This window comes from Rufibacter ruber (genome assembly GCF_001647275.1).
Taxonomy (GTDB): Bacteria; Bacteroidota; Bacteroidia; order Cytophagales; family Hymenobacteraceae; genus Nibribacter; species Nibribacter ruber_C.
This window is the reverse complement of sequence record NZ_LRMM01000021.1, coordinates 1-26,256: the sequence shown is the minus strand read 5'-3', so window position 1 is coordinate 26,256 and position 26,256 is coordinate 1. Positions and strand designations below refer to the sequence as shown.

The following is a 26,256-nucleotide window of genomic DNA, read 5'->3' as shown; positions in this document are numbered from 1 at the left end:
CCCCACCCCCACTCAGGCCAAAACCAAAGTCTCTGTTTCCGGGCTGTTTTTCCAAGAACAGGTCAAAAACGGTAGCGCGCCTGCACCCGCACATCAGTACGCCTGGGGCCTTCTATCTGCTCCAGACCGGTGCTCACGGTACGCTGGTCGCGGTAGTGGGTGTGGCTGAGTTTAAACCAGATCTCCAGGTTTCTGGTCATGCGCTGCTGCGCCAGCAGGTACACATGCGTGCCCCGCCCAAAAAATGCCGGAATGGAGAACCCGTACAGCACATCCTGCTCAGGTACGTAGAGGCGGGTGTCATAGTCATCAGAATCAAACAGAGCGTAGCGGGCGCTGAGGCGGGTGTAGTTGCGCTCCCAGGTCACGTCCTGCCCCATGAAATAGCCGGTGCGCTGCGGACCGCTCTGCCTAAACTGGCTCACCTGCACCCGTGAACGCAGCCGCAGCGTAGGCACCGGACTCACATCTAACAACAGTAAATAACGGTGCGAAAACGTGGGATTCACCTGCCTTAGCGCCTCGCCGGCTATCGTCTCATTGCGGGCTTTGCGCTCGTGCTGGTATTGGCCGTAGAGCAGCGTGGTCTTGCCGGGCATGAACTGCAGCCGCAGCAGGTATTCCTCGCCGTCTGAGGGCGCGTCTACCCGGTACCGCAGCCACGGAAAACTGAACCGGTCATAGTAGCCGGTGAGCTGCCAGCGGTTGCTGAACTTCACCTTGAGGCCCGTGTACAGCCCGCGCTCGTTCTGGTTGCGGCTGGCTTCGCCGAAGGCGGCCCCGTACATGCTCTGGAAATCTCTGGCGTAGTGGCGGTACACCATTGACAGCTCCACCCGCTCAGAAAGGCTTGCCAGAATCCCGTTCACCGTACCCAGCGCCCCGTTGCCAGACCGCACCGTCTCCCCAAAAAAGTTCAGGTTCTGCCACAGATAGCTGTAGTGCAGACCAACACCCGTGTTTTGACTTCCGCTGAAAGCGAAGAGATTGTACAGCTCCGGCCGTTGCTGCAGCGCCACATTATACCACGTGTGCAGCGCCGTTACCCCCACGCTCAGCGTCTGCCTTGGGTTCCGGTAGGTCACGTCACCGCCATGACCTGTTCCCGCGCCCGCTGGCGGTTGGCAAGTTCAGTGGGCGTGCGGTGCAGGCCTGAGGTCTGGATGCCGCCTAAGGTGAGCAACGTGGTGTCATCGGCCAGCACGTCGCCCATTGAGGCGTCAACCCGGCGGTTGGAGTAAAAGAGGGTGGTCTCAATCCTTTTGTAGCGGTGGGTGGCGGCGGCTCCCCTGAAAAAGTTGGCCTCCAGCGCCGAGGTGTGCGGCCGTATGCCCAGCTGGCTGCGCCGAATGGTGGTGATGGTTTCGCCGCCCTTGCCTACGCTGAACCCGCTGGAAAGCAGTAGCCCCTGCCCAAACTGGAGTTGGTAATCGCCCACGGCGATGGTCTTGAACGCGCCCCGGTCATACAGTTGCGCGTGCGCAGACAGGAAATCAAAGGCATAGAGCCGCTGGCCAGGGTTCCAGGCGAACTGCTCGCCCGCATCTTTTTCGGCGGTCACGCCAAAGCTGAAGTCCCGCGGCTGGCTCAGGCGGTAGCGCAGCAGGTATTTGTCTGGGGAGCCCAGGTAGCGGGTGGTGGAACGGCCTTGGGGCGGGGTGTAGCCGCGCTGCTCCTGCAGGGTGCGGTCATAGCGCAGCAGCAGCGAGTGGTTGGCGGAATTCTTGAGCCGTTCGCGCCAGGTGCGCTGGCCAATCTGCCCCAGGCTCTGTACGCTCACAAACGGCAACAGCCGCCGGATGGATAGCAAATCAAACCCGGGAACCGCCTGCAGTTCATACAGACTCAACAGCCGGCCGTTGTCTGAAATATGCTGGAGCAACGCCGAAATCTGGTTTTCTGAGAGCAAAAAGAGGCTGCGCAGTTCTTCGCGGGTGGCGCGGTTAAGGTCCAGCGGCTGGCGGTAGTACTGCAGCAGCGTCTCATACAGGTCTTCATAGGCCACGCTGTTCTCGTCACTCTGCTGCGCGAAAAGCTCCTCTACCAGCAGCTCCACGTCTACCGCCGGGCGCGGAACGTCTTGTGCAGCGGCCCCCTGTTTTAGGGCTAAAATCAGAAAAACAAGCCAGAAACGCACTTTCATAGTTTCTGCGGAACTTGATAGGCAACGCTCAGGTAGTTGCTCACGCCCAGCTGGTGCTGCGCGCCCAGCGCATACGCCACCTGGAACTGCCTGAACTTTACGTCTACGCCCGCCGTGCCGGAACGGGTACCCGAATGGAAACCGCCCCGCAGCCCCAGCGCGGGCAGCACCCGGTACTCTACGCCCGCCTTCACCGCCGCCGGAAACTCCAACTCCTTCTCCACCTCTGCCACCAGCAGCACCTTGGCGGCGGCCTGGTAACTCAGCCCCATCTTCATGACGGTGGGCACGCGCTCATCCTCAAATTCGGCCAGTTTGGCCTGGTTCACGTTGTAGATATGCGCCCCAAACACCAGCCTGGGAATCACTTCTGACTGTCCGCCCAGACTCAAGGCCACGGCTTTGCGGCTGCCCCACTCCTTCACGCGCACCTGCAGCACATCGGCCTTCAGGCCGAGCCTGACCACGCCCAACTGGTGCGCCAGCCCAATACCCAGCCGCTGCTCATTGTACAGCTCGCCGCCAAACCGCTGCAAATCCACGCCCACCGTCCCTAATTTTTGAGTGGGGTACACGGCCAGCAGACCAATGGAGGTCAGTTCTGCCAGAGAGAAACGGTTGAAGGCGTAGGCGCCCAGCTCCAGCTTTTTCAGCGCCGCCATGCCCGCCGGATTGTTGCTGAGGGCCCACACGTCTGGCAGCGTAACGGCCGCACCGCCCAAACCTGCCGCTCTGGCCCCCACGGGGGCATTGTTGATTTGCGCCTCAGCGGAATAAGCAGTTGGCAAAAGAAAAAGAAGCAGACAAAACCGTAGAACATGCTGCATAGGCGGGCGGGTTGGCCAATGGGTTTTCTACGCAATTCTCTACAGAAAGTACTATTAAATCTTGTTTAACTTTTGTACATTTATTTTTCGCTCCTTCCCAAACCCTTACAAACTTTTTATGAAAAACGTGCTCATCACCCTGTTCTGTTTTGTTTCGCTCACCTTGCTGTCCTCAGCCTCTGCGCCATTGGCAGGTTCTGCGTTCAACCCGCAATGTGAGGCCATCGCGAAGTCTACCAAAAAGCAATGCAAGAACCGCCAATGGGGCAAGTGCGAGAAAGTGCTTTGCTACGTGCATTGCAGATAGGCAGAATCATAGCCACTTTTTTCTCTAAACCCTCATCCTTTTCCCATCAGGAGCTGGAAGGTATCCTGTTTTCGGGCTGTTTTTGGCCAAAACAGCCCGAAAACAGAAACGCCTGAGCAACTGCCCAGGCGTTTCTTATAGCTGAAAAAGGGATAGGCTTATACGGCCTTCATCTCCTGGCCTTGCTCATTGTAGGCTTCTACCGGGGCGCAGCTACAGATCAGGTTTCTATCGCCGTAGGCGCTGTCTATGCGGCTCACGGTTGGCCAGAACTTGGCGGTGCGGGTGTAGGGTACCGGGTACACGGCTTTCTCACGGCTGTACGGCATGGTCCAGTTCTCAGCCAGGGCAATGTGGGCCGGGTGCGGTGCGTTTTTCAGCACGTTGTTTTTCTGGTCGGCCTGGCCGTCTTCCACTTCCTTGATCTCGGCTCTAATGGAGATCATGGCTTCGCAGAAACGGTCCAGCTCTTCTTTGCTTTCGCTCTCGGTAGGCTCTACCATCAAGGTGCCCGCTACCGGGAAAGAAACCGTAGGCGCATGGAAACCATAGTCCATCAAACGCTTCGCGATGTCTTCCACCTCCACGCCTACTTTCTTGAACGCACGGCAGTCCAGAATCATCTCGTGGGCGCAGCGGCCGTTGGTACCCACGTACAGCACCGGATAATGCGGCTCCAGGCGGGCTTTGATGTAGTTGGCGTTCAGAATGGCAATCTTGGTGGCCTCCGCCAGGCCTTCGCCGCCCATCATGGAGATGTACGCGTAGGAGATAGGCAGAATGCTGGCGCTGCCCCAAGGTGCGGCAGAAACGGCGTTGATGGCTTCTTTACGGCCTAAATCTACTACCGCGTGCCCTGGCAGATACGGTGCTAAATCAGCTACTACGCCAATAGGGCCTACGCCCGGTCCGCCGCCGCCATGCGGAATGCAGAAGGTTTTGTGCAGGTTCAGGTGACACACGTCTGCGCCAATGTTACCCGGTGAGGTCAAACCAACCTGGGCGTTCATGTTGGCGCCGTCCATGTACACGCGGCCGCCGTATTGGTGAATGATTTCGCAGATTTCCAGAATGCTTTCCTCGTACACGCCGTGGGTAGACGGGTAGGTCACCATGAGGCAAGACAGGTCATCTTTGTGCTGCTCGGCTTTGGCTTTGAGGTCGGCTACGTCAATGTTTCCGCGCTCATCACACTTCACAATCACCACTTTCATACCGGCCATCACCGCAGAAGCTGGGTTGGTGCCGTGCGCCGAAGACGGGATCAAGGAGATGTTACGGTGATGGTCGCCGCGGGCTTCATGGTACGCTCTGATCACCATCAAACCGGCGTATTCGCCCTGGGCACCGGAGTTAGGCTGCAAAGAAACAGCGGCAAAACCGGTCACTTCGCACAGCCACGCTTCCAGATCAGAGAAGATCTGCGCGTAGCCTTTGGCTTGGTCTGCCGGGGCAAACGGGTGCAACGAACCAATCTCGGGCCAGGTCACCGGAATCATCTCGGCGGTGGCGTTCAGTTTCATGGTGCAGGAGCCCAACGGAATCATGCCGTGCGTGAGCGAGAAGTCTTTGTTCTCCAGGTACTTCATGTAGCGCAGAATTTCGCTCTCAGAGTGGTACTTGTTGAAGACTTCGTGCTGCAGGTACTCAGAGGTTCTAATCAAAGACTCTGGCCAGGTAATCTCAGTCTCCTCTGGAATAGCATCCAGTTCCAGCGTGGCATCGGGCTTGCCCGCCACTTTGGCGAACACGGCCAGAATGGCTTTCACATCTTCCAGATCAGTGTTCTGGTTAAGCGAGATGCCCACATTGTTGTCCCCGAAGTAACGGAAGTTAATCTCTGCCGCCTCAGCCTCCTGACGGATGGCGTTGTGCAGCTCCGCGCTTTCTACGCGCAGTTGCAGGGTGTCAAAATAGTTCTCGTTCAGTTGCTCAAAACCCAGACGCTCCAGCCCTTTGGCCAGAATCTGAGTTAAGCTGTGAATGTTCAAGCCAATGTATTTCAACCGGCGCGGACCGTGGTACACCGCGTACATTCCCGCCATCACCGCCAGCAGCACCTGGGCCGTACAGATGTTGGAAGTAGCTTTTTCGCGGCGTATGTGCTGCTCACGGGTCTGGAGCGCCATGCGGTACGCTTTGTTGCCAAACGCGTCTACTGAAATACCAATGATCCGGCCCGGGATAGAGCGCTTATAGTCATCTTTAGTGGCGAAGAAACCGGCGTGCGGCCCGCCATAGCCCATGGGTACGCCAAAACGCTGCGAAGAACCCACCACCACATCGGCACCCATTTCACCGGGGGCTTTCAGCAAGGTCAGGCTCAATAAATCAGCGGCCACGGCTACCAGCATGTCCTGGGCGTGCGCCTGCGCGATGAAATCAGTGTAGTCAAAGACTTCGCCGTCGGCGGCGGGGTATTGCACCAGGGCCCCAAACAGCGTGTCGTCGTTCAGGTTGGCTTCGCGGTGGTCGCCAAGCACCAGCTCAATGTCTAGCGGCGTAGCGCGGGTGAGCAGCACGTCAAGGGTCTGTGGCAACACCTGGTTAGACACAAAGAAGCGGTTGGCGTTCTTGCGGGAGCCTTTGCGCAAGGCGTGCAGCATGTTCATGGCTTCGGCGGCAGCCGTAGCCTCATCTAAAAGAGACGCGTTGGCAATGGCCATACCCGTCAGGTCAATCACCAGCGTCTGGTAGTTGATCAAAGCCTCCAGACGGCCCTGGGCAATCTCAGCCTGGTAGGGGGTATAGGCGGTGTACCAGCCCGGGTTTTCCAGAATGTTGCGCTGAATCACCGGCGGCAGAATGGTGTCATGGTAGCCCAGCCCAATGTACGACTTGTACAGCTTGTTCTGCTTGGCTATCTGGGCAAACTTCCGGAGGAAATCACGCTCGGTTAACGGCTGGGGCAGGTTCAGGGGCTGCTTGAGCCGGATGGCCGCCGGCACGGTCTCATCAATGAGCTGGTCCAGCGAGGTGGCCCCAATGGTTTGTAACATCTCCTGCATCTGCTCTTTCACAGGGCCGTTGTGGCGTTCCTTGAAAATATCGGCAGGTTTGGTTTTGAATAGCATGGAAATATGTATTAGCGTGGTGTAGGTGTTCGGTTATAACAAGAGAAACAAGCGTTTGTCTTACCTTATTACACAAAAGTACAGGTTAAAATTCACTATATATAACCTAAGCTTTTAAATTGCAGGCGGGGTAGTTGCCGCCTGGCCGTTTTGGAGCTATTTTTCTGAAAACAGGCTGAAAACACCACTTTACCACAGAATAAGTTTCACATGGACAGATTGAAAATTGGCGTGCTGCGCGAAGGGAAAGTGCCGGTTGATAAACGCGTGCCCCTCTCCCCCAAGAAATGCCTGGAGGTGCTGCAGGCCTTCCCGCAAGTGCAGCTGGTGGTACAGCCCAGCCCGTTCCGGTGCTTTTCAGACCAGGAATACACAGATCTGGGCATTCCGCTCAAAGAGGACCTGGGCCGGTGTGACGTGCTCATGGGCGTGAAAGAGGTGCCCATTGACCAGCTGATCCCTAATAAGACGTATTTTTTCTTCTCACACACCATTAAGAAACAGGCGCACAACCAGAAGCTGCTGCAGGCCATTCTGGAGAAGAAGATTACGTTGATTGACTATGAAACCATCACCAATGAGAAGGGGGAGCGGGTGGTGGCCTTCGGCCGATGGGCCGGGATTGTGGGCGCCTACAACGGGCTCCTGACCTATGGCCGCAAATGGAACCTGTTCCACCTCAAGCCCGCCCACCAGTGCCTGGACATGGAAGACATGCAGGAGGAGTTTTTCAAGGTGAAGTTTCTGCCCAACATCAAGATTGCCGTGACCGGCGGCGGTAGGGTGGCCGAGGGGGCGGTAGAGGTGCTCAACCGCATGGGCATTAGGCGGGTGAGCGTGTTTGACTACCTGTACAAAGAGTTTGGCGAGCCGGTGTATACGCAGCTGCGGTCCTCAGACTACCACGTGCGGCCAGATGTGGCCGTGTGGGACTCGCAGGACTTTTACCAGAACCCGCACCTCTACCAGTCTACCTTCAGGAAATTTGCCAAAGCCACTGACCTGCTCATGGCCTGCGCCTACTGGAACCCCGGTGCCCCCGTGCTGTTCACAGAGGAGGACATGCGCGAACCCGATTTCAAAATCAACACCATTGCTGACATTACCTGTGATGTAGACGGCTCTATTCCCTGCACCAAACGGGTGTCTACCATTGCTGACCCTGCCTTTGACTACAACCCGTGGTCAGAGAAGCTGGAGCCGGCTTACAGCTCCAAAAAGAACCTTACCGTTATGGCGGTAGACAACCTGCCGTGTGAGCTGCCCCGTAACGCCTCCCGTGATTTTGGCCGACAATTGATTGACCAGGTGATCCCGCACCTGCTGAACGGTGACAAAGAAGGGGTTTTAAAAAGAGCCACCATCACCCAAGACGGGGAGCTGTGTGAGCGGTACCGGTATCTGGAAGACTACGCCCGCGGCGAAAAAAAACCGGTAAAAGGTTAAGCCCTCTAAGAGCTTGTTTTAAATTTTGATTTTGCAAGCGAAAAAGGCGAAGCCAGGTTCTTTTGATACCCGTTTGCAGCGCAAAAGACTAAACAATCTCTAAAACTGCTGTTGTAATAACCTGTTTTAGGTGCGCTCTGTCAGGGAAAGGTGCCGCAGAGGCAGGTCCCGGGTTTGGTGACAGTCACGTAAAGGCAGGCGGGTAAGCGGGTTGGGCTGTGTCACATGGGCCACAAAGGGCAAGTCAGGGACACCTCTGGCCTTTGTCACTCTGAGTTGTGTGTTTCTGTTTTTGCTGTTTTTCTTGAAAACAGGCCAAAAACAGAAACAGAGGTTAACCAGAAGATTTCTCCACCGGCATTTCTGTTGTGACATTTATGGTGGAGGCTTCTTCCTGTTTGAACCACTCCAGCGCTACAGAGACTTCATCAAAATACTGGACTTCAAAGCTGAGGGACAGATACGGGGCATAAACCATATTGCGCAGGGTAAGGTGGTCCAGGCCGCCCTGGGCTTCTATGATGGCTACCTTCTGGAGAGAGGTGGTGAACAGCTGTGGCAGCATCTCTTCTGCCAGCCAGTCATGGTCATCTGGTGTAAGGGGCGCTAAGATTTTCTTGTTGTAGACAACATAGTTGATGTCATAGGCCTTGATCAGTTCAAGCCCTCGCAGCATGAGGTTGCGGTAGGTGGCGCTGGAGACAAAGCCTTCGCATTCCACCTGTAATGCTTTGGCATCAGGATACAGGGAGATACGGGTAAACGGGGATAACTGGTACTGCTGTTCCACAGATCAGGCTTCTACTACTTACTGCATTAAAGGGGGGAGGAGGGGAGCACAAAGATACGTTATTTTCTATTGTTTGGTATTATGCCAAAAAAAATTTGAATTATTTGCCTAGGTGTAGGCAAAAAGAAAGGGCCAAGATGCTGACATCCATGGCCCTTTTATTCAAAGACTTTTTGTTCCTGTAAAAAGAACTGCCTTCTATTGCTTCTCTATCTTATCAGCAACCCCATCTTTTACGGGTTCATCACGCACTTCAATAGAGTCTAAAGAAATAGAATCAGCTTCGGCTTTTACCTCATCAAAGGCATTCTCTGCATCATTTGCTACCTCATCTGCTGTGTTTTCAACGTTTTGAGCGGTCTTAGATTCACAAGAGGCAAACCCGAAAGTCAGCGCCAATAAGGCTGCCGCCGCTACATGTGTTACTTTTTTCATAGTCTTACTGGTTGGTGGTCATAGGTGAAGTATACGGCAGAGAAACCGGAAAGATTAAAGTATTTCTATATCATGAGGAGACAGTAAAGTTTCTGCCATCACCAGCGAGACCGGGAGAAAGAGAAAGCCTCTGAGAAAATGTTTTGAATCTTCCAGCGACTTTCATTGGGTTGTCCCTATTCCTATGCCTGGGCAAAGGTTATCACGAATAAGGGTATCGTATAAATACTGTTTCTGCTTCACTTCTAAATATCTATTATAGATTTTCTCTATAAGTATTTCCTGTTAACTATTTGTACTTCAGTAATATGTACTAATCTATATAATTGACTATAGGGATATAATTTGTGTTTAACAGAAAAAAAACATAAATATTTTTAACTGATAAGGCCGTATAGAATTGGGTTGACCACATGTTAAACCATAAAAATAAAACTATGTTCTATCACGATCGGAGATTACAGTACAAAGTGCGGGTAGATAAACCAAACCCGGCCTTTGCCAAAATGTTACAACAAGCCATTGGCGGTATTGAGGGGGAGATACGGGTTTGCTTACAGTACCTGTTCCAGGCCTGGGGAAGCAGAGGCCCTGTCAAATATAAAAACATGCTGTTAGAAACCGGTACGGAGGAAATAGGTCACATTGAGATGCTTGCCACCGCGGTAGCCCTCAACCTGGAAGGCGCTACTAACTCCCTGAAAGATGAAATAGTAGGTTCTAACCCAGTGGTAGGTGCCGTGATGGGAGGCATGGACCCGCGCCACTTCCTGTCATCAGGGCTGGCCGCCATGGCAACAGATTCAAACGGGGTTCCGTTCAACGGTTCCTGGGTAGTGGGCAGCGGTAACATTGCCGCAGACATGCACGCCAACGTGATGGCTGAGTCTACCGGCCGGGTACTGGCTACCCGCCTGTGGGAAGCCACAGATGACCATGGCATGAAAGACATGCTGGCGTTCCTGATTGCCCGTGACACCATGCACCAGAACCAGTGGCTGGCTGTGCTGGAAGAACTGGGCGGTGCAACCAATAACCACCCCATCCCTAACAGCTTCCCGCAAGCTGAAGAGAACCAGCAGTTCAACTACTCGTTTGTGACCACCAACATCTTCAAAGACCAGGAAGCCTATGGCCGCTGGGCAGAAGGGCCGTCAATAGACGGAAAAGGAACCTTCTCTATGGTGCCTGGAGAACCAATGGGGGACATTCCAATCTTGCCGCCACCTGCCCCTGAAGGCCACGCCCAGGCTGAGCAGATGACCGGTGCCGCCGGTGGCCTGATGGATAAAATTAAGAATGCTCTTTAGTTGTGTTTGTAAATGCCCGGCCACCTGGTCGGGCATTTATTTTTAGAGCATATTGGCTGCTGTCTTTAGCGCTGCACACAATATAAAAGAACCTTTGCCATTCCCTTACACAGTAGCACTGCTTGGCTCCTCAAAAAAAGCCACGCCAGATCCTTTCGCTCTCATTTCCCGCCTGCCAACCAAGGTGCATAGAAGCACTACTACCTGAACAGGCTTTATCGGCAAAGCCGAAAGAGGGGGTGGAGATTCATCTCTTTGAGCATGTTTAAGGACAGAGCTGTGTAGAGATTTGTGTTTGATACAAGGTGTAAGCAGCCGCTAGAGTCTGGAGGTGGACCAGCTCCCTGTTTCTGGGCTGTTTTCTGAAAAACAGCCCAGAAACGGCAACACAGGAGCCGCTTGTGCTTTATAAAACCTTCCTGATACAGAAAGAGGAAACGCTGAACAGGTTCACTGTTTGGGTTTGTCAGCAAAGAGAGTCAGCGCAAGGTGCTTCTATAGCCGTGTCAGAGCCCCATAGCCCCGCACCGGAGGCGGGAAAAGCGGGAAGGCTGGTTTTGGCTATGGCCGGATGTGGAGCACAAACGGCAAATTTTACAGCTGCTTACCCTGTTTATGGCCTGTTTTTCTGAAAACAGGCCCAAACTGGTCATGGCGGTGATGATTCATTTGCTACGCCGGCCTTAGCTGCTCTTGCCGGTAAACCCCCTCCAGGCGCTGTTTGCCAATCCGCAATCCAAAATAAGGTGCATCTTCTGACGTATTCCAGAAAATGTCCATGATTTCGGCCACGGGGCCAGCGGCCTGGTGAGCCGGTTTAACCCACTCGCCAAAGGTAAAGGGCAACGCTTTGACAGGGGAGAAGAGGTCTGGGCGTACTTTAAACTCCTCATCTGCGTAGCGCAGCTGGAGCCAGCCGTTTATCTCCCCAATTTTCTCAAACACTTTGTTATGGGGTTCCAGCCACTCAAACTCACGGCGGTTGGCAGGGTGTATAGTTGCGTAGCCATACCCCGGAAACCAAGGGTACAGGCCAAATTCTAGACTTTTTTTAGGCATTGGTAAAGCAAAGGCTTGTTGTTGTCAAACGGTACTTCTCTCTTAGAGCTTGTTTATATTTCTCTTATGCACTGCAAACGGGCCTCAAAAGAACCTAGCATAGCGCTGCCATGCTGTTTTAAAGACGGGATAGAAGAACCTTTTTCTCCCCCTTTTCGCCTGCAAAATCAAAATGTAATCAAGCTGTAGCTCTTAGAATCTTTCTAGACCCCGGCTGGTAAAACAAGCGCTAACGGTGATAAGTTTCTGTGGGGGAGGCTGCCTGGCGGGCAGGGTTCCTCTACTGGTTACAGATTGATCTTCATTTCCCGGGCCGTGGCCAGCACAATCTCCCGCGCGTACTTCTTGTGCATGACCAGCTCGCCGGTCTGGCTATACTGGGTGATGGTGCTTTGGTCTAAGAGCATAGGGGTGGCATACGCGCCGTACCGCTCTATCAATGTTTTCTGAACCGTACACAGAAGTTCTTTACGGGCCTCGGTCTCTGGGGTCTTCAGGCGAGGCGGGAACGGGTTAGGGGGCAGCCTGTGCGGAATTTTGCGTTTGTTGGCTTCCTGCACAGCGCCGTTGACAATACGTTGCAACGGGCCCTCATACCGGTCTTGCTGCAGGCGGCCGTGCACGCCCTTGGTATGGTACAGCCACTCATTGATACTCTGCTCAGGGTTGTTGAGCAGCTGCAGGAGCGCGTTGGTGTTAATGACCTGGCCGGCGGGCAGATTCCATTTCTGCGCCACCTCGTCCCTGAAGGCATAAATGGGTTTAAGAATAAACTGCTGGAACAGGGTGAGCCGCTGCGGAAACTTAATTTTCAGGTGCGGGTCTTCCTGCTCTGTATAGATGATGCTCTCCAGAAGTTTGTCCTCTTCCTCCAGCCACGCCATGCGGTCCAGTTCTTTGATCTTGCCTACCATGGCGGTTTTCAGCTCATGCAGGTACAGCACGTCCAGGGCGGCATATTCCAGCTGCTTTCTGGAAAGCGGCCGCTGGTTCCAGTTGCTCATCTGCTGGGACTTGTCCAGCTTGAGGCCCAGTTCCTCTTCCAGCAGGGTGCCCAGGGCGGCTTTGGAGTAATTCAGGATTTTGGCGGCCACGGCCGTGTCTACCAGATTCCTGACCTGGCAGCCCAGCATGCTCAGCAGCATGAGGTCATTATTGGCGTGGTGAAAAATCTTAGTGATGGCCGGGTTCTCCAGCACGTTCCACAGGGGCTGCAGGTCTTCCAGCGGAAACGGGTCAATCAAAAAGGTAGTCTTCCCGTCTGAGATCTGGATCAGGCAGAGGGTGAAGCCGTAGGTATAGTGATGTTGATCAAATTCAAGGTCTAAGGCAAGTTCAGGCTGTTGGCCTAAGTGGGCGGCGGCGGCTTGCAGCGCGTCGGCGGTCTGTACCACATGTACGGGTTTGCCTTCCAGGACAAATGCAGGTTCCTTCATACGTTTCAAAGGTATCCAAAAAAGAGGACATTTGCTTGACGTGTAACCGCGGCTCTGCGTTGCCGTTTTAGGGCTGTTTTCGAGAAAAGAGGCCAGAAACAGGTGTTTCCCTGCCTGGGGCCTGCTTCTGCTGCCAGGTAGAGTATTCCATTTCAAGTTTGACTTCACCCTTGCCATACCGGCCCGCTTCCTTCCAGCCGGCTGCCAGGTAGAACCCGCGCGCTCTGGAGGCCGGGTCAGTGCTGAGCCACACCGTTTGCCGGGTTTGGGAAAAGTACCAGTCCAGCATGAGGGCGTGCAGTTTTCGGCCTACGCCCTTCTTCTCAAAGTCAGGGTCTACAAACAGAGCCCAGATGTTGTGCCCTTGCAGGTCTGCAATAGAAAAGCCCACCACTGTCCCGTTTACCAGGCACACCCAGCCTTTGCCGCGTTTTGTAAGATACTCTGCGCAGTCATGATCAGTGACCAGGGCGGGGTCAGACAAGATGTTCTCCTTCACCGCGTGCCGTACCCGCTGTATTCCCGGAATATCTGATAAGAGGGCTTCTCTGTAGCGCATGGGCTGGTGTGCTGCAAAGGGTATAAAGAAACCCTGTGGCTGCGTTTTTGGCCTAATTTCTGAAAAACAGCCTGAAAACGCAACCACAGGGCCCTTCGTGAACGCCAGAGTTTGCGCTGGCGCAGAAGCTTACTCCAGCACAAAGCTTACCTCTACCTGTGAGGTGATGGTCATCTCGCCTGCGGCAATGGTGCTGCCACCGGCATCCATGGCTCTTTCCTGCAGGGCCATCTTGCCATACAGGATGGGGCCTGGGGCGCTGGCGCCGCCTTCGTTGATTTGGTACACGCGGCCTACTTTGGCCCCTAACTCAGAAGCCAGCATGGTGGCTTTCTGCTTGGCCTCCTGCACTGCTTTCCGGCGGGCCTCCTCCTGGTGTTTCTTCAGGTTGCTGCTCTGGTAGCTGATGCCGTGTACCTGGTTGGCCCCGGCTTTGTAAAGCGCAGACATCACTTCATCATACTTGTTCAGTTTGTTCAGCGTCACTGAGATGGAGCGGGTGGCCAGGTAGAACTGCGGTTTGGTCTGTCCATACTCGCCGGTGTACATGGGCTGTATGGAGAGGTAGGCGGTCTGGATGTGCTTTTCCTCAACGCCGCTCTTTTTGAGGGCGCTGATGATGGCGGTGGTGCGCTGGTCTGCATTGCGGCGGGCGTCTTCTAAGGTTTGCTCGCGTACTTCTACGCCAGCCACAAACTGGACCTGGTCTGGCTGCACCTTCACCTCACCCACGCCAGAGACACTCACCAGAGGGGGCAACTGGCCGGACTGGGCATGGCCGGTGAAAGAGAAGAAGGAAAGAAAGGCGGCTAAGGCAAGGGAAAGTAGGGTTCTCATAGTTTTAAACGTTAGTACAGCGTGGCAATTGCAAGTATTATGCCGAATTAATATTTGTGGTATAACGGAGGTAAGAGCCACCTGGTATGCGTGCCCGTATTTGCGTTGTATCTTTGCGGCTCGCAACATGCTTCCTTTTTTTATGCAGCAGCAAAACCTTACCCTGTTTGATCCCTTTGAGGGCATGCGCTTTGGCAACCGTATCTGTTTTCTGTGCGGCACCGGCATCTCTTTAGACCACCAGACCCCTGTCTTTCCGGCGTGGCTCATGGAGGAGTACGGGTTTGGGGAGCTGCCGCTCAGGCTGCTGGACCAGAGCGTGGTAGCGCACCAGGACCTCAAGATTCCCTGCTGCCCTCACTGCCAGGCCCACCATCTGGCACCGCTGGAAGAGAAGATGCGGCAGGCGGTGAAAGGGGGCGTGGCTGCTCTCCGGGAGCTGGATGAGCAACTGCTGTTCCAGTGGCTGGGCAAGATGTTCTACGGTACGCTCATCACTGAGCTCATCAAAGAGCAGGACCCGCTCATCAAGCCAGAATACGCGGTGAGCGAGCAACCCAAAATGCTGATGAAGTTTCAGGCGTTCTACCGCGTGCTGCAGTCGCTGCGGGTGCCCATGCAGTTTGCCGACTTTATTCCCTGTTCGCTGTTTATTGTGGAGGTAGACGCCAGCGCAGAGCCCTCCCGCTTTGAGTACCGTGATGAACTCTCTACCATGATGTTCAGCCTGCGCCTGGACAACGCCCTGATCATCTGCTGCCTGCTGGACAACGGCATCATTCAGCAGTCTATGCACCGCGTCTGGGCTGAAATTGAGCCCCGGGTGCTCCAGCCCATTCAGGCCGCCGAGTTCAGCGCCCGCGTGTTTTACTCCGGCTATCTGTTCAACGTGATTCCAGATTACCTGCTGCGCCCCGTAAAACCTACAGATGACCACGTGGTCATGGACTCCCTCATTGATGACATCACCAATGTGATCTTCAACCCCTGGGACAGCAGCGCCTATGCCAAAATGTTGGCCATGTACTGGGCGCGCTGGGGTATCACCGCCCAAGACATTCTCCGGGACCCGCAGGAACCTATGAGTATGTTGTTTTCCCCAGAAGGGGAGTTTATCCAGTTTCCCCAGATACCGGGTTTAGAGAAATAGCCTGGAAGGGATTCATTGCTGCTGAAGGGGTAATGCATAGTTCGCTGTTTCCCCTGGCGGTGGCGGTTTGATGTAGTAGTGCCTAAGTGATAAACTTTTTTCAAAGACCCTGTGGTTGCAGTGGCAATGTGTAGTCTGCTGTTTCCCTTGGCTGCGGCAGGAATGCGTAGTCTGCTGTTCCCTTGGCTGCGGCGCTTGATGCTGTATTTGGTGACTGCCAGTTAGTTGCTGCTGCTGGGCTGCTGCCGTAGTTAGCTATTCCCCTGGAAGTGCGGTTTGCTCCGGTGCGAAATCCCATTGCTGTTTCATTGCCTCCGGTAAGCGCTCACGGCCGCGGGGCCCCGTCCTGGGGGTGAGCACTGCTGTTAAAACTACGCCTTTGGCGTTGCCTTCGGCACCGTATTAACAGAGGCGCTCACCCCCAGGACTGGTTTGGGTTCCTTTCCTGATCAGCTCCTCTGGTTACATCTGTTCCAGTAGGTAACCACAGCTGTCCCGCTAGCCTGAGATGAGCCCGTGCTGCGCACATCAGTCAGAGCAGAAGGGTTGATTAACAGAGGTGCCATTAGCAGAAGTGTTGATTGTTTATTGTTGTTTGTTTACTTATTGCTGCTTGCCTGCCGATTTCTCTGGTTCAAGTTTCCAACCTGGACCTGTGGTGGCGGAAGCTTTCAGCTTCCATGAGGCGGCAGCCTCACATGACTTTTGCTTCTTCTGCCCTCTATGGCGCGGAAGTTACTTCCGTGCCTTCTAACGCTACCTGATATCCCGCGCTGGCGCGAGTCTCCGGACGCGTGCCTACTGATGACGGGCGGTCTCTGGCTGCCCTCGCGGCACGGCTGCGAAACCAGGCATTGCTGCTTCATTCGTGTTGAATTGCCTAAGATGAAAAGAAAGGACTTAGGACTCAGGACTCAGGACTCACTTCGTTACTCCCCCTTTGAAGGGGGCGAAGGGGGATGTTGACACAGGAGGGCACGCATTGCTGAATAATCTTTCTTGCCGCATATCGTTGCGTTCTGCCAATCACAGTGCTCTCGAGCTCTTCCGGATTTGCAATCCGGAAGCTGGTACACGGGGATTTGCAATCCCCGCGGCGGCACGTTTAATCTGCAGGGGCCGCGGATTGCAAATCCGGAGGTAGTAGGTCCAGAATGGCAAATCCCGGACAGCCGAGGACATGCATTGCAGATGCACGGTCACCCGCCACTTGCCCCGCGCAGGCCAGCTAACTCCCCTCCCGGGAGGGATAAGGGGAGGTTTACACGATTCTAAGTTGCTTTCCCAAACTAAGCCCCAATCTCATCGTGACTCAGGACTCAGAACCACCGCCAGGCCCTGTAGCGTCTAGTGGCCCCGCAGGCGTCTTGTCTGCGCAGAAGAGCCTGTCAGCGGTTTCTGTTTTCGGGCTGTTTTTCAGAAAGTAGCTCCAAAACAGAGACCTCCTTATTTCCCGGTGCCGGCCTTCTTCTGTATAAACCTCTCATTTGTAGCTGCGTACTAACAACATTGGCCCTTGGCCTTGACCTAACCAAAATAAAACTATGGCTGAAATTAATGTTGAACCCAAAAAACGCTCGGGGTGGGTGTGGATTATAGTGGTGCTGGCCCTCATCCTGATAGGCTGGCTGCTGTACGTGTATGTGTTTCAGAACGCGCAGGGCGGTGACGCTGAAATGACCGGCACCCCCACCAGCGGTATGATCTTGCCGCTGGTGCCTACTTTCCTCACCTTATAACCCTTTTCTTCACTAAACGCACCATACATGGCAACGCATAGAAACACCGGAGCGGCACGGCTGGCTCCCTTGCATGATTTAACAGACTTCAAAGTAGCCAAACAGAACCTGGACGTGCGCGGCTGGGAAGTGATTGGCGCAAACGGCAAACGTATTGGCGTGGTAGATGACCTCATTGTAGACCGCGACCTCATGAAAGTGCGCTACCTGGACATTGACGTTGACAAGCACCTGCTGCTGCCAGACACTGACCTGCGGCACATTATTCTGCCCATTGGCGCCGCCCACCTGGACGCTGACAGTGACCAGGTGTTTGCGCCCAGCCTCACAGAGAGTGCGTTGGGGCAGTTCCCGTTTTACAGAGGCGGCGTGGTAGATTCTGACTATGAGTACCGGGTTATGCACGCCATTACCCAGCCGCAGGAAACCTATACGGCACCGTCTTCGGCTGAGCCCACAGACGAGTTCTACGGGCAGGACCATTTCAACGAGGACCGTTTCTACCAGAACCGGATGCAAAGCGGCGGTTTAGGGGCAAACCCGGTGCAGGAAGACATTGCCGCCATTGAGCGTTTGCGCCAGATGCTCAATGAAGGCACCATCACCCAAGAGGAGTTTGCCGCCTTAAAGCGGAAAGCCATAGGCTTCTGATAATTTTCTGTTTTGGGGCTGTTTTCCCAAAAACAGGCCCAAAACAGAAAGCCCTTAAAAGCGGAAGGCAGGCCATCATGGCCTGCTTCGCTTTTATAAGAGAACCCGCTCACGGGTAATTGTTGGTAGTGCTGTTGGGGTCATGCGCCCTTACAGAAGAGTTTGTCTCCTCTGCCTGCGGCGAATGCGCATAACCAGGCCTGCTGGCGTAGCCGGGCCACGTTTTTTTAATGCGTGAATGGGTAGGGGATTTCCGTTTCTTGGTGAAGGCGTACGTGGCCAAGCCGGCTAATGCCACCAGGCCCGCTGTCGCCAATACCTTGGGAACGGTGTTGCTCACGTTGGGCGGCAGTTGTACAACGCCCGTCTTGTCAGTAATGGCCGGCTGCTTTACATAGCGCCCCTGGTGCGGAACCGCCAGCTGGTCAAACAACCGCGCCAGTTCGTTTAAGCCCTTGTGCAGAGCCTCGCCGCGCATGGGCAGCCCGTGCCCTGAAGCGGCCACCTCTGGCTGCAGATTAGCCAATTTCTGGACTGAATGCCGCGCGGCTATCCAGTCTGGGGTGAAGTAAGCGGGCGGGCCGCAGACTTCCTGCTTTTGGGTCAGCACCGCCAGCGCTGACTCTGGCTTACGGGTCACGAAGGCGTCTCCGGCAATCAGCACGCGGTCATGCTCCCTGAAGAAAGATACGTGCCCCGGGGCATGGCCGGGCGTTTCCAGCCACCGCCATTCAGGTAGAAAAGGGACTGAGCCGTCTGAGGGCAACAATTCCAGTCTTCCTCTGAACGTGATGGGCTTTTTGGGGTACATGAAGGAAAGGTAGGCCATGCCGCCGCCACCCACACTGGAGTCTGGCGGCGGATAGTTGGAGATGCCTGTCAGGTACGGGAACTCCAGACGGTGGGCAAACACCGGCACTTGCCAGTAGTCGGCCAAGGTCTGGAGGGCGCCCACGTGGTCAAAATGCCCGTGCGTGAGCAATATGGCCTTGGGCGGATTGTTCTTCCCAAACTTTTCTTCGGCGGCCCTTCTGATTTTATCGGCAGAGCCGTAGAGTCCGGCGTCAATCAACACCCATGAGTTGTCTGGGTTCTCCACAAAGAACAGGTTCACAAAGACAATCTCCATGCCCATGACGCCGGGCGCTACCATAAAACAGGATTCCTGCTTTTGTTTTAGAACAGATGACAGTTGGTCTTGCATAGGCTGGTCACAGATTAGCTATCCATGCGGCCAAACACACTCATCTCATCACCGTCATCATGGCGTGAGTTTTTGTCACCGTCTGTGGTTTTGCCTCCCTGGCCTCCCTGGCTGTTGCCGGGCTGCTGACCGCCCTGCTGGAAACTGGCCTGGTCTTTGGCGTTGGCGCCGGGCTCTTCTGAGGTTTGCTTCAGGTCACCCGCAGAATACTTTCCGTTAGGCAACTTGTCTTTCTCATCATATTTATTGTCTAGGTCTTGCTTATCCTTTTCCATGATCTGGTATTTATTTAGGTGTAACAACATTGAATAAGCCAGTCATTCTGGCTCTTTGGTGTACGAGTAAAAAAGCAAGAGGGTGCTGTTGGGGCAGGTTAAATTCTGGCCAGGGGTTGCAAAGCTCAAATACAATGCTTATACTAGTCATGAAATCAAGGGGGTGGGCTGCCATGAATCTTGGCGAGGTTTTTGTGTAAAAGGAAGAACAGGAGTATGTACGGCCACCGGAATTTTTCTCACCAGATTACAGTTAAGAAGATATGGTAAATTTGATCTATCCACCCAGCTATATGGCAGTCTATGCCAAATGTATTGATGCTTCCCTGCCCGGTTTTGAGCCAGAAGAATGGATTGAGGAAGGTCATGTGTACACCGTAAAGCATTTCACAGAGCCCCTGAACCAGGAAGAGGGAATGGCGGTGACCATCATTGATGAGGAAGGCGAGGAGATTCACCCGTCGCCGTCTCACTGGAGCTTCTCCTCCAACCGGTTTGAACTGTTCTCTATTTTTCTGAATTAGCGTTTTCAGGCTGTTTTCAGAAAAACAGGTCAAAAACAGAAGGGCTAGCCGTGCGGCTAGCCCTTCTGTTTTTAATGGCCATCTTTGCAGGGGCCGCCTTCTATGGTCAGTCAGAAAGGCAGAATGCCTCAGGAGCTGGCAGATGCCAGGGAATGTTTTGCCGCGTGTGGGCTGCTTTCCCCTAAAGAAATGTCTGCCTTCTCCTTTGCTTTCTTTTAGGGGCCATCACCTATGAAAAAGGAGGATGCCGTTTTGGGCCTGTTTTCAGAAAAACAGCCCCAAAACAGGAGTGGCTGGTGCATTGCACCAGCCACTCCTGTTTTTAAGGGTAACCGTTAGAAGAAGAAACCTGCTTTGATCAACGGCATTTGGTCTTCATCAGACGCGGTGTAGCCCACAGAGATCACCACCTGGTTCAGCGGCGACAGCCAGACGCCCCCGCCGTAGCCCCTGTGCCACTTGTTCGAGTTCTCCCCGTCTACCCACACCCGGCCCACATCATGGAACCCGAAGATGCCAATAGAGGCGGGAAACAGATAGGTGGTAAAGCTGAACAGCCGCAGACGCGCCTCTGTGTTGTTGTAAAAGCTGCTCTGGCCACTGAAACGGGTTCTTCTGAAGCCCCGCAGATTGGCCAGTCCGTCCAGGGTTTGGGCCTGGAAGAACTCAAAGTTGTCGCCAAAGGTGTGGCCGCCGCCAAAGCGGGTGGCCAGCGTGAGCTTGAACGGAATGCGTACCGTCTTGTAGAGTGACAGTTGCGAGTGCACGCGTGCCACATCTCTGGCGGTCTGGCTGGTTCCCCTCATGGCCTCACCGGCTACGCTCCAGAACATGCCGCGGTCAGGCAGGGCCACAGAGTTTCTGGAGTCCAGCACATATTCCAGCCGTACCCCCGCATAGGCCTTCTCTTGATAGTAGCCAGCCAACCGGTCTGACGTTTCCAGCTGGGTTGGCAGGAAGCGGCCCGGCGTGCGCTCTACGTTCACCGTCTGGAAGGCCGGCCCCACAAACAGCGTCTCATACTCGCCCAGTTTTCGGCCTACCAGCAGGTTGGCGTAGAATTGGGTGGAGCGGTAGCGGTAGTAGTCAATGTCAATGTCTGGGTTGTACAAGCTCTCATTGCTCAGCCCGAAGAAATTGTCTGAGAAGCCGGGGCTCTTCCAGTTTACGTTCACCTTCACGTCCAGCCCCAGCCGTACGCGGGTAAAGTGGGCGGCGTAGTCAATCAGGAACGAGTTGGTGGCAAAAGCGTAGCTGCCCACCAGCCGGTGCATCATGCCGTACGGCTCCTTCTGGAACGACTGGGTTTTGAGCAAAGCACCTGCCCCCAGCAGAAAGCCGTCATCACGGTTGAACTCAAACGAGCCCAGGGGGCCAAGATAATTGTACCGGAAGCTCTGGCGGTCATACTTGGCCGTGGGCCGAAGGCGGGTGTAGTCTCTGGCCTCTGGGCCCAGTTGCAGCTTGGCCCCGTTGCGTTGATCATACACGTAGGTCAGCCGGCGCAGGCCGTCAACAAAAGAAGAGTCAGTTATTTCATCTTGACCCTCGCCGCCAATGAGCCGGAGCCTGATACCGTCTTCGGCTTTGCCGGTTACGTGCATGACGTCATCACCGCCCAGCCCGTACAGCCGTATCTCCCTGGTGTCTGGTGAAATGAAACGGCGCTGGTAGATCTGGTTCTCTGGCGTGAACGGTTGTTGTTTGTAGATGGAAACCAGGGTGGCGCCATCGGCTTGCCGCTCAACTTCAAAATAATCTTTCTCATCTGTGCCCACCACGTCTACTTTCTGGGCCAGGAACTCATAGTAGTCTTCGGCATCCCGCTTAAGGTACGCACGGCGGGCTTTCAGGGTCTCCTCCAGTTGCTTGCCAGACTTCTGGTATATCTCTGGCGGAAGCTGGCGCACGGCCTGCTCTATGGCTTCATCTGTGAGGCTACTGCGTACCGAGTCTGCCATAGCCAGCCATTGGGCGCGGTCAGGCTCCGTGAGGAAATAGCGGTCAAAATAGCGGTTGTTGAAGTTAAAGCCTTTGATATCACGCAGGCTCTCATCAAACCCCTGCACTTTGGGCAGCAACCACCGCCGGCTGGCAATGTTAGGAATGACGCCCTGGTTTACGAAGAATGCCTGGTCGCGGTCCCGCGGAACGGGTTTGTAGATCTTGCCCTTGCCTTCTTTTTTGAATTCGGCCCAGCGCCACTGGTCATCATGGCGGTCCCAGTCGGCAATGAAGAAGTCCAGCAGGCGCGCGCGCAGCACACTTAACTGATCTACTTCGTCATTCTGGTCTTCACGGGTGTTTTCCAGTACTTTGTCTGTGCCCACCACATTCTTAGAGTTCCCCATGCTGGCCATGTCAGACATGTCTTCATCTGGCCGTTCCTCAAACAACCCTATGGTATTGGCGAAGCCCTTGAGGTAACGCCCAAAGCGCGGGTCATCTGGAATGATGAAGTATTGGGGGTTGGTATGGTACACACCCACCGCGTTGGCCAGCGGAGCGGCCACCAGTGCGCCGTACGGGTGAGACGCTGAGATCTGGTCTTTCACCACGTCGGCGGCAATGGTTTCGCGCAGAATGCGGGGCAGGGCCGCGTCTGGGTATTTCTCAACAGAGCGCAGCACGTACTGGCGGCCGGTGCTGTCTTCCAGCCGCAGAGACACTGTCTGGAAGCCACCTCCCCGCTGCACCACCTTGAGGCCGCCGTGCATGGTGCCAATGTCAAAGACGGGCAGGGAGACCGGCTGTTTCCACTCTGGGCGGTAGTTTTGGCCCATGAGCCACTGGTGAAAACCGCTGGCCTCATACACCTGGCTGGCGGGAAGCGCCGCCTTTTTGCCGGCGAAGCTCAGGTTCATGCGCTTGATGTTCTCTTCTACCTGCCTGAGGGTAGGCTTGCGCGAAAGCAATGCGCGGTGTACCACCTGGCCGGTAGTGCTGTTCACATCTGGTGCGCTCCAGATCTCCAGCCACGCCTCGCCGTTGGCGTAATACAGCACCTTGGCGAAGCCGGGCAAGTTCTGGGAAAACGCGGTAATGGCGTCTTTGATGGGTTTTACATTGGAGGCCCCCAAGCCGGCCCCAATGAAGTGGATGCTGTCTCTAGTGAGGTGTTGCAGGGCGGGGGAGTTGCCTTCTGCATGCACCAGGCCGGGGTGCTGGGTATACATGTGCGCCAGCTGCCGGTGCATGAGGCGGTGCTCATACCCTTTCATCTTTGGGGAGACGCTCATGACCATTAACAGGTTCTTGTCTTCGTTGCTGCGCAAAATGTCATCCAGGGCGGCCAGGGTGGCCGTGCCGCCGGTAGTGGGGCAGCCCCGCTGCTCTTCTTCTTCATCTATGCGGCGGTTAGGAATGAGCCACTGCGTGTCCATGAGAATGAGGTGCACATCCTCATTGACGGCTACCTCAGCGGGGCCGGGGCAGTGGTTCTCTGGCAAGATAAGCTTCTCATTCTGCAGGTACTGGGCAATAAACCGTTCCTGGTTTCTGACTTCCTGTACCACCCGGCCTTTGGCGTCATGCTCGCCGGGCATGAGAATGATCTGGCCTTTGTACCCCTGCAGGTACGCCAACTGCTGCTGGAGCTGCGCCTCCTGGGTTTTGCGGTCAGACGCGGCAATGCCGGGCAGGGTAGCGGGTTGAAACGGGTTGCCTATAAACACCAGGGAGCTTTTCTCGCCGGCCTGCTTTAGCTGCGCCTGCAGCAGCGGCAAGGGGGCGGCGGCAGATTGCCCCGGCGACCAGCGGCCTGCCAAAAGTACTGTGTGGGAAGGGGAGCCGGCTGGCAGAGAAGGTAGCTGTGCCCAGCTTTCTGCTGTTGCTGCGAGCGAACAAGCTCCTATCAAAAGTAAGGTTACCCAGCGGGGTAAGAGTTGTTTCATATAGTAAGATGCTGATTAGCCTCTTCTTCTGTTTTAGGTCTGTTTTTGGAAAAGTAGGCCAAAAACAGCCGCTTGGTGAGCCAACGCAGAAGATGCAGGCGCGTTTGCCGCTGTTTACGCAGTTGGGGGTGATTTGGGTTGGGGTTTGGTAGAAGGAGTGTTAGGGGAAGGAGGGAGTTGGGCATATTCTAGCTTTTGTTCAGTTGCGGAAAAGAGGCAACAGGGCAAGGTTGAAATTTAGAAGCGCCCTGTGGTGCCAGTTTTCATTAGAATTATCAGCTTGGTTTAGCGGGAATTATTTTAGGGGCCTGTTTCGCGTTTTTTCCTTTTTCTATGGTTATGATTGTGGCTGACTCCGTCATGGCGCAAGGTGTGCTTGTGGCTTCGTTTTGGGGCTTCTTTCGCAAAACCAGCCCTAAAACAGAAACTTACTAATCCTAAAGGTACAAGCGCATGCTTGCGCCATAGTCTTAGAGCATGTTTAAATTTGTCTTTTGTGCTGCAAACGGGTATCAAAAGAACCTGGCTTTGCTTTTTTTCCGCACCATAGCGGGGCGTATGCTGCTCAAAAAACGCTTCGCCAGAACCTTTCGCTCCCCGTATTCACTTGCTAAATCAAAATGTAAACAAGCTCTTAATAAAAACTTTAAACAGCTTTTATTAAGGTAATAGTTTGTTAATGGTAATAGACTTGAAGAGAGGAGAGTAGTAGTGTCTTTTATCTACAGTTACATTTGCGAAGATTATTCCAGTATAAGTTAGAAATAAGATTATTTTCTTTCAATAAGTTAATAAAGTCAATATCTTAGGGAAGTAATAGCTTGGCCAAAGAACCAAGAGAATATCTATAAAAAATTTAAATTCAGATTACCAGAGTAAGAATAGATGTGCTATGGCGCAAAAAGGCTTAAAAAGCTCAGCTGTTCTTGTTGTTCTATAAATATCTAGAGGATACTTAACGAATCTAAAAAGCATCTGACCTACATTATCAGGTATTGCCGCAATGGTGAAAATTAAATAAAACAGTTGTCTCTGCTCTCATTACCTATAGTAAATACATTATTTAGGCCACTGCCTACCCCAAGATTATATATAATACCCCTCCAGGCTTCTGTGTAAAGCCTGTGCCAAGAATTAGATGAACCACTTCTTAAGTCAGTGGAGATCACAATCTGCGGGGGCAACAAATAGTAAGGGAATTTATAGAGAATTTTATGAAAAATCTGCTGCTCCTTTTCTTCAACTTTAGCCCGCTGCATGCGCTCCCGCCTATTGTTTACTTGCTCAAATACAATAAACTCTCTCCTGACGTTATGGCTGTTGGTAATTCTGGAATGAATAGGGTAACCGAGAATAAGCTGCTGGGTTTAGATATTACAACTGTAGCCTTTAACTCCAGAAACAGAAGGTGCTTTTACCCATATAGGAGCAACCTGATGAAAACTGCCTCAGTTTCCCTTTCGCTGCTTCTGTTTCTTTGGAGTCTTTTCTGCTGCGGTAATGCGCAGGGGCAGATTAAAGCAAGCCAATCCCCGTTGCCTGTAGTGCTTGATACAACCAGCGGTTATGCCCCTAATTCTTCTGCTACTCTTATATTCAAGGAAGGCAAGGATAGTGACATTAGACTCGCATACCAGGACTACCTGAATACCTTCATAGATGTAATACCTTCAAAGGGACATGACAGCATTACAGTTTTGTTCAGGAATTTTTTAATAGTTTATAATTCTTACAAAGGGGGTGCTCCGTTTATCATACTCCCCAATGACAGGATAGAAGTAAAATTAGACAGTGCTAAGAGATTAGTGATGGAAACGAATGATCCCGTCCGGAATGCTGAACTGAACCTCTTCAACAAAATGGTTCTTTCTGATGGCATAGATTTCAGCCTTACATCACTAGGCTTAACGTTGAAAGATTTTAAAGAAGCAAGTTTCGCCAGATCAGATTCGGTTTTAACTGAAAGACGAGACAAGCAAGTGGCTTTACTGGAGCAATATTCTTCAAATCCTTTGCTAAGGCCAGAAATAGTTCAGCTGTCTAAGCAGTTCCTTTCCCATAAAGGAAACTTTGAGAAGTATTTTGCTATAATAAACCGAGGAGGGACAGAAGAAGAATTGAAAGAATATTACGCTCACCTTTCCAAATACCTGCAGAGCCAAAAACGCTTTTCCTACTACTTTCCGGATTTTAGAATTATAGCCTCCTCGGCGGTGAATTTAGGGTATGTTGCTGCCGCGGCAATAAAGCGGGAGAACGAGAACGCCTCTAAAGAGAAAAATCTCAATCAGAACTTAGCATTGGTGAAAACCTTCTTCGACAGCTCATTGGTGGAGCCGGTGCAGTACTTACTCTTGAATAATTCCCTCAACCAGAAGCTTAACAACCACAAAGAGCAGCTTTTAGGCTACGCCGCCCGCTACCCAGATACCGATTTCACAAGTCACCTAAAGGAGGAGCTGGCCTACCGGGAGTCCATCAACAAGAACTTTGAGGGTAACCAGCTGCTGGGGCAGAAGGACGCCACGCTCCCCCTGGAGGAGCTGATGGCCAAGAAGCGGGGCAAGGTGCTGTACGTGGACTTCTGGGCCAGCTGG

The 26,256-nt window shown here is 53.6% G+C and carries 21 protein-coding genes; 8 read left to right on the top strand and 13 right to left on the bottom strand.

All coding sequences use genetic code 11. The annotated features are described in order from the left end of the window. Positions 1–62: 62 nt before the first annotated feature. From A8O25_RS22660 to A8O25_RS10090, 3 genes are read right to left on the bottom strand one after another with little or no spacing between them, the layout of a single operon-like run. On the bottom strand, positions 63–1,085 hold the full coding sequence (locus tag A8O25_RS22660) for a hypothetical protein (RefSeq protein WP_082893563.1): 1,023 nt from the start codon (positions 1,083–1,085) through the stop codon (positions 63–65). Beyond that, positions 1,082–2,143 carry a ComEA family DNA-binding protein gene (locus A8O25_RS22655; protein ID WP_082893562.1) on the bottom strand — a complete coding sequence of 354 codons (1,062 nt, stop codon included), beginning with the start codon at positions 2,141–2,143 and terminating at the stop codon, positions 1,082–1,084. Before A8O25_RS22655 ends, A8O25_RS22660 begins: the two co-directional genes overlap by 4 nt. Further along, complete coding sequence (locus A8O25_RS10090; RefSeq protein ID WP_153042694.1) at positions 2,140–2,970, bottom strand: hypothetical protein; 831 nt, start codon at positions 2,968–2,970, stop codon at positions 2,140–2,142. The genes A8O25_RS22655 and A8O25_RS10090 overlap by 4 nt, the downstream gene beginning before the upstream one ends. A 118-nt stretch (positions 2,971–3,088) precedes the next feature. Here A8O25_RS10090 and A8O25_RS10085 point away from each other — a divergent pair, with 118 nt between their 5' ends. Next, entirely contained in the window at positions 3,089–3,277 is a 189-nt protein-coding gene (locus tag A8O25_RS10085; RefSeq protein ID WP_066834320.1) for a hypothetical protein, read from the top strand. A gap of 158 nt (positions 3,278–3,435) precedes the next feature. Here A8O25_RS10085 and gcvP read toward each other — a convergent pair whose 3' ends face one another. After that, positions 3,436–6,351 (bottom strand): aminomethyl-transferring glycine dehydrogenase, encoded by a 2,916-nt coding sequence (gene gcvP / locus A8O25_RS10080; protein WP_066834318.1) that lies wholly within the window; start codon positions 6,349–6,351, stop codon positions 3,436–3,438. Positions 6,352–6,561: 210 nt separating this feature from the next. Here gcvP and A8O25_RS10075 point away from each other — a divergent pair, with 210 nt between their 5' ends. After that, positions 6,562–7,797, top strand: a complete 1,236-nt coding sequence (locus tag A8O25_RS10075) for an NAD(P)-dependent oxidoreductase (RefSeq protein WP_066834314.1) — start codon at positions 6,562–6,564, stop codon at positions 7,795–7,797. A 334-nt stretch (positions 7,798–8,131) separates the two neighbouring features. Here A8O25_RS10075 and A8O25_RS10070 read toward each other — a convergent pair whose 3' ends face one another. Both A8O25_RS10070 and A8O25_RS10065 read right to left on the bottom strand, forming a co-directional pair. Continuing rightward, positions 8,132–8,587: a hypothetical protein gene (locus A8O25_RS10070; protein ID WP_066834312.1), complete on the bottom strand. Its 456-nt coding sequence runs from the start codon at positions 8,585–8,587 to the stop codon at positions 8,132–8,134. Between the two features lie 198 nt (positions 8,588–8,785). Beyond that, complete coding sequence (locus A8O25_RS10065; protein WP_066834309.1) at positions 8,786–9,022, bottom strand: hypothetical protein; 237 nt, start codon at positions 9,020–9,022, stop codon at positions 8,786–8,788. Positions 9,023–9,459: 437 nt separating this feature from the next. Between A8O25_RS10065 and A8O25_RS10060 the strand changes: the two genes are divergently transcribed. Next, positions 9,460–10,332, top strand: coding sequence for a manganese catalase family protein (locus tag A8O25_RS10060; protein ID WP_066834307.1), 873 nt, complete (start codon positions 9,460–9,462; stop codon positions 10,330–10,332). A 672-nt stretch (positions 10,333–11,004) separates the two neighbouring features. Here A8O25_RS10060 and A8O25_RS10055 read toward each other — a convergent pair. From A8O25_RS10055 to A8O25_RS10040, 4 genes are all read right to left on the bottom strand, one after another. Continuing rightward, positions 11,005–11,391, bottom strand: a complete 387-nt coding sequence (locus A8O25_RS10055) for a DUF6960 family protein (protein WP_066834305.1) — start codon at positions 11,389–11,391, stop codon at positions 11,005–11,007. Between the two features lie 287 nt (positions 11,392–11,678). Further along, positions 11,679–12,827 carry a ribonuclease D gene (locus A8O25_RS10050; protein WP_066834303.1) on the bottom strand — a complete coding sequence of 383 codons (1,149 nt, stop codon included), beginning with the start codon at positions 12,825–12,827 and terminating at the stop codon, positions 11,679–11,681. A 67-nt stretch (positions 12,828–12,894) separates the two neighbouring features. Continuing rightward, positions 12,895–13,386 carry a GNAT family N-acetyltransferase gene (locus A8O25_RS10045; protein WP_066834454.1) on the bottom strand — a complete coding sequence of 164 codons (492 nt, stop codon included), beginning with the start codon at positions 13,384–13,386 and terminating at the stop codon, positions 12,895–12,897. A 129-nt stretch (positions 13,387–13,515) separates the two neighbouring features. Then, on the bottom strand, positions 13,516–14,223 hold the full coding sequence (locus A8O25_RS10040) for an SIMPL domain-containing protein (protein ID WP_066834301.1): 708 nt from the start codon (positions 14,221–14,223) through the stop codon (positions 13,516–13,518). A gap of 127 nt (positions 14,224–14,350) precedes the next feature. Between A8O25_RS10040 and A8O25_RS10035 the strand changes: the two genes are divergently transcribed. From A8O25_RS10035 to A8O25_RS10025, 3 genes are all read left to right on the top strand, one after another. Continuing rightward, a complete protein-coding gene (locus A8O25_RS10035) occupies positions 14,351–15,373 on the top strand; it encodes a hypothetical protein (RefSeq protein WP_241498989.1) in 1,023 nt (340 codons plus the stop codon). A 1,544-nt stretch (positions 15,374–16,917) separates the two neighbouring features. Then, positions 16,918–17,112 carry a hypothetical protein gene (locus A8O25_RS10030; protein WP_066834299.1) on the top strand — a complete coding sequence of 65 codons (195 nt, stop codon included), beginning with the start codon at positions 16,918–16,920 and terminating at the stop codon, positions 17,110–17,112. Between the two features lie 27 nt (positions 17,113–17,139). After that, positions 17,140–17,763 (top strand): PRC-barrel domain-containing protein, encoded by a 624-nt coding sequence (locus tag A8O25_RS10025; RefSeq protein ID WP_082893561.1) that lies wholly within the window; start codon positions 17,140–17,142, stop codon positions 17,761–17,763. Positions 17,764–17,872: 109 nt separating this feature from the next. On the opposite strand, the gene A8O25_RS10020 is transcribed toward A8O25_RS10025, so the two are convergent. Both A8O25_RS10020 and A8O25_RS10015 read right to left on the bottom strand, forming a co-directional pair. Further along, a complete protein-coding gene (locus tag A8O25_RS10020) occupies positions 17,873–18,916 on the bottom strand; it encodes an MBL fold metallo-hydrolase (RefSeq protein ID WP_241498988.1) in 1,044 nt (347 codons plus the stop codon). A gap of 65 nt (positions 18,917–18,981) precedes the next feature. Continuing rightward, the gene (locus tag A8O25_RS10015) at positions 18,982–19,242 is read right to left on the bottom strand and encodes a hypothetical protein (RefSeq protein ID WP_153042692.1); all 261 of its coding nucleotides are present in this window, start codon (positions 19,240–19,242) and stop codon (positions 18,982–18,984) included. 263 nt (positions 19,243–19,505) lie between these two features. Here A8O25_RS10015 and A8O25_RS10010 point away from each other — a divergent pair, with 263 nt between their 5' ends. Continuing rightward, positions 19,506–19,766, top strand: a complete 261-nt coding sequence (locus A8O25_RS10010) for a hypothetical protein (RefSeq protein WP_066834293.1) — start codon at positions 19,506–19,508, stop codon at positions 19,764–19,766. Positions 19,767–20,101: 335 nt separating this feature from the next. On the opposite strand, the gene A8O25_RS10005 is transcribed toward A8O25_RS10010, so the two are convergent. Then, positions 20,102–23,659, bottom strand: a complete 3,558-nt coding sequence (locus A8O25_RS10005; protein WP_082893560.1) for a BamA/TamA family outer membrane protein — start codon at positions 23,657–23,659, stop codon at positions 20,102–20,104. A 1,214-nt stretch (positions 23,660–24,873) separates the two neighbouring features. Here A8O25_RS10005 and A8O25_RS10000 point away from each other — a divergent pair. Continuing rightward, positions 24,874–26,256, top strand: a 1,383-nt coding sequence (locus A8O25_RS10000) for a hypothetical protein (protein WP_206598673.1), incomplete at its 3' end; no start/stop codon positions are given.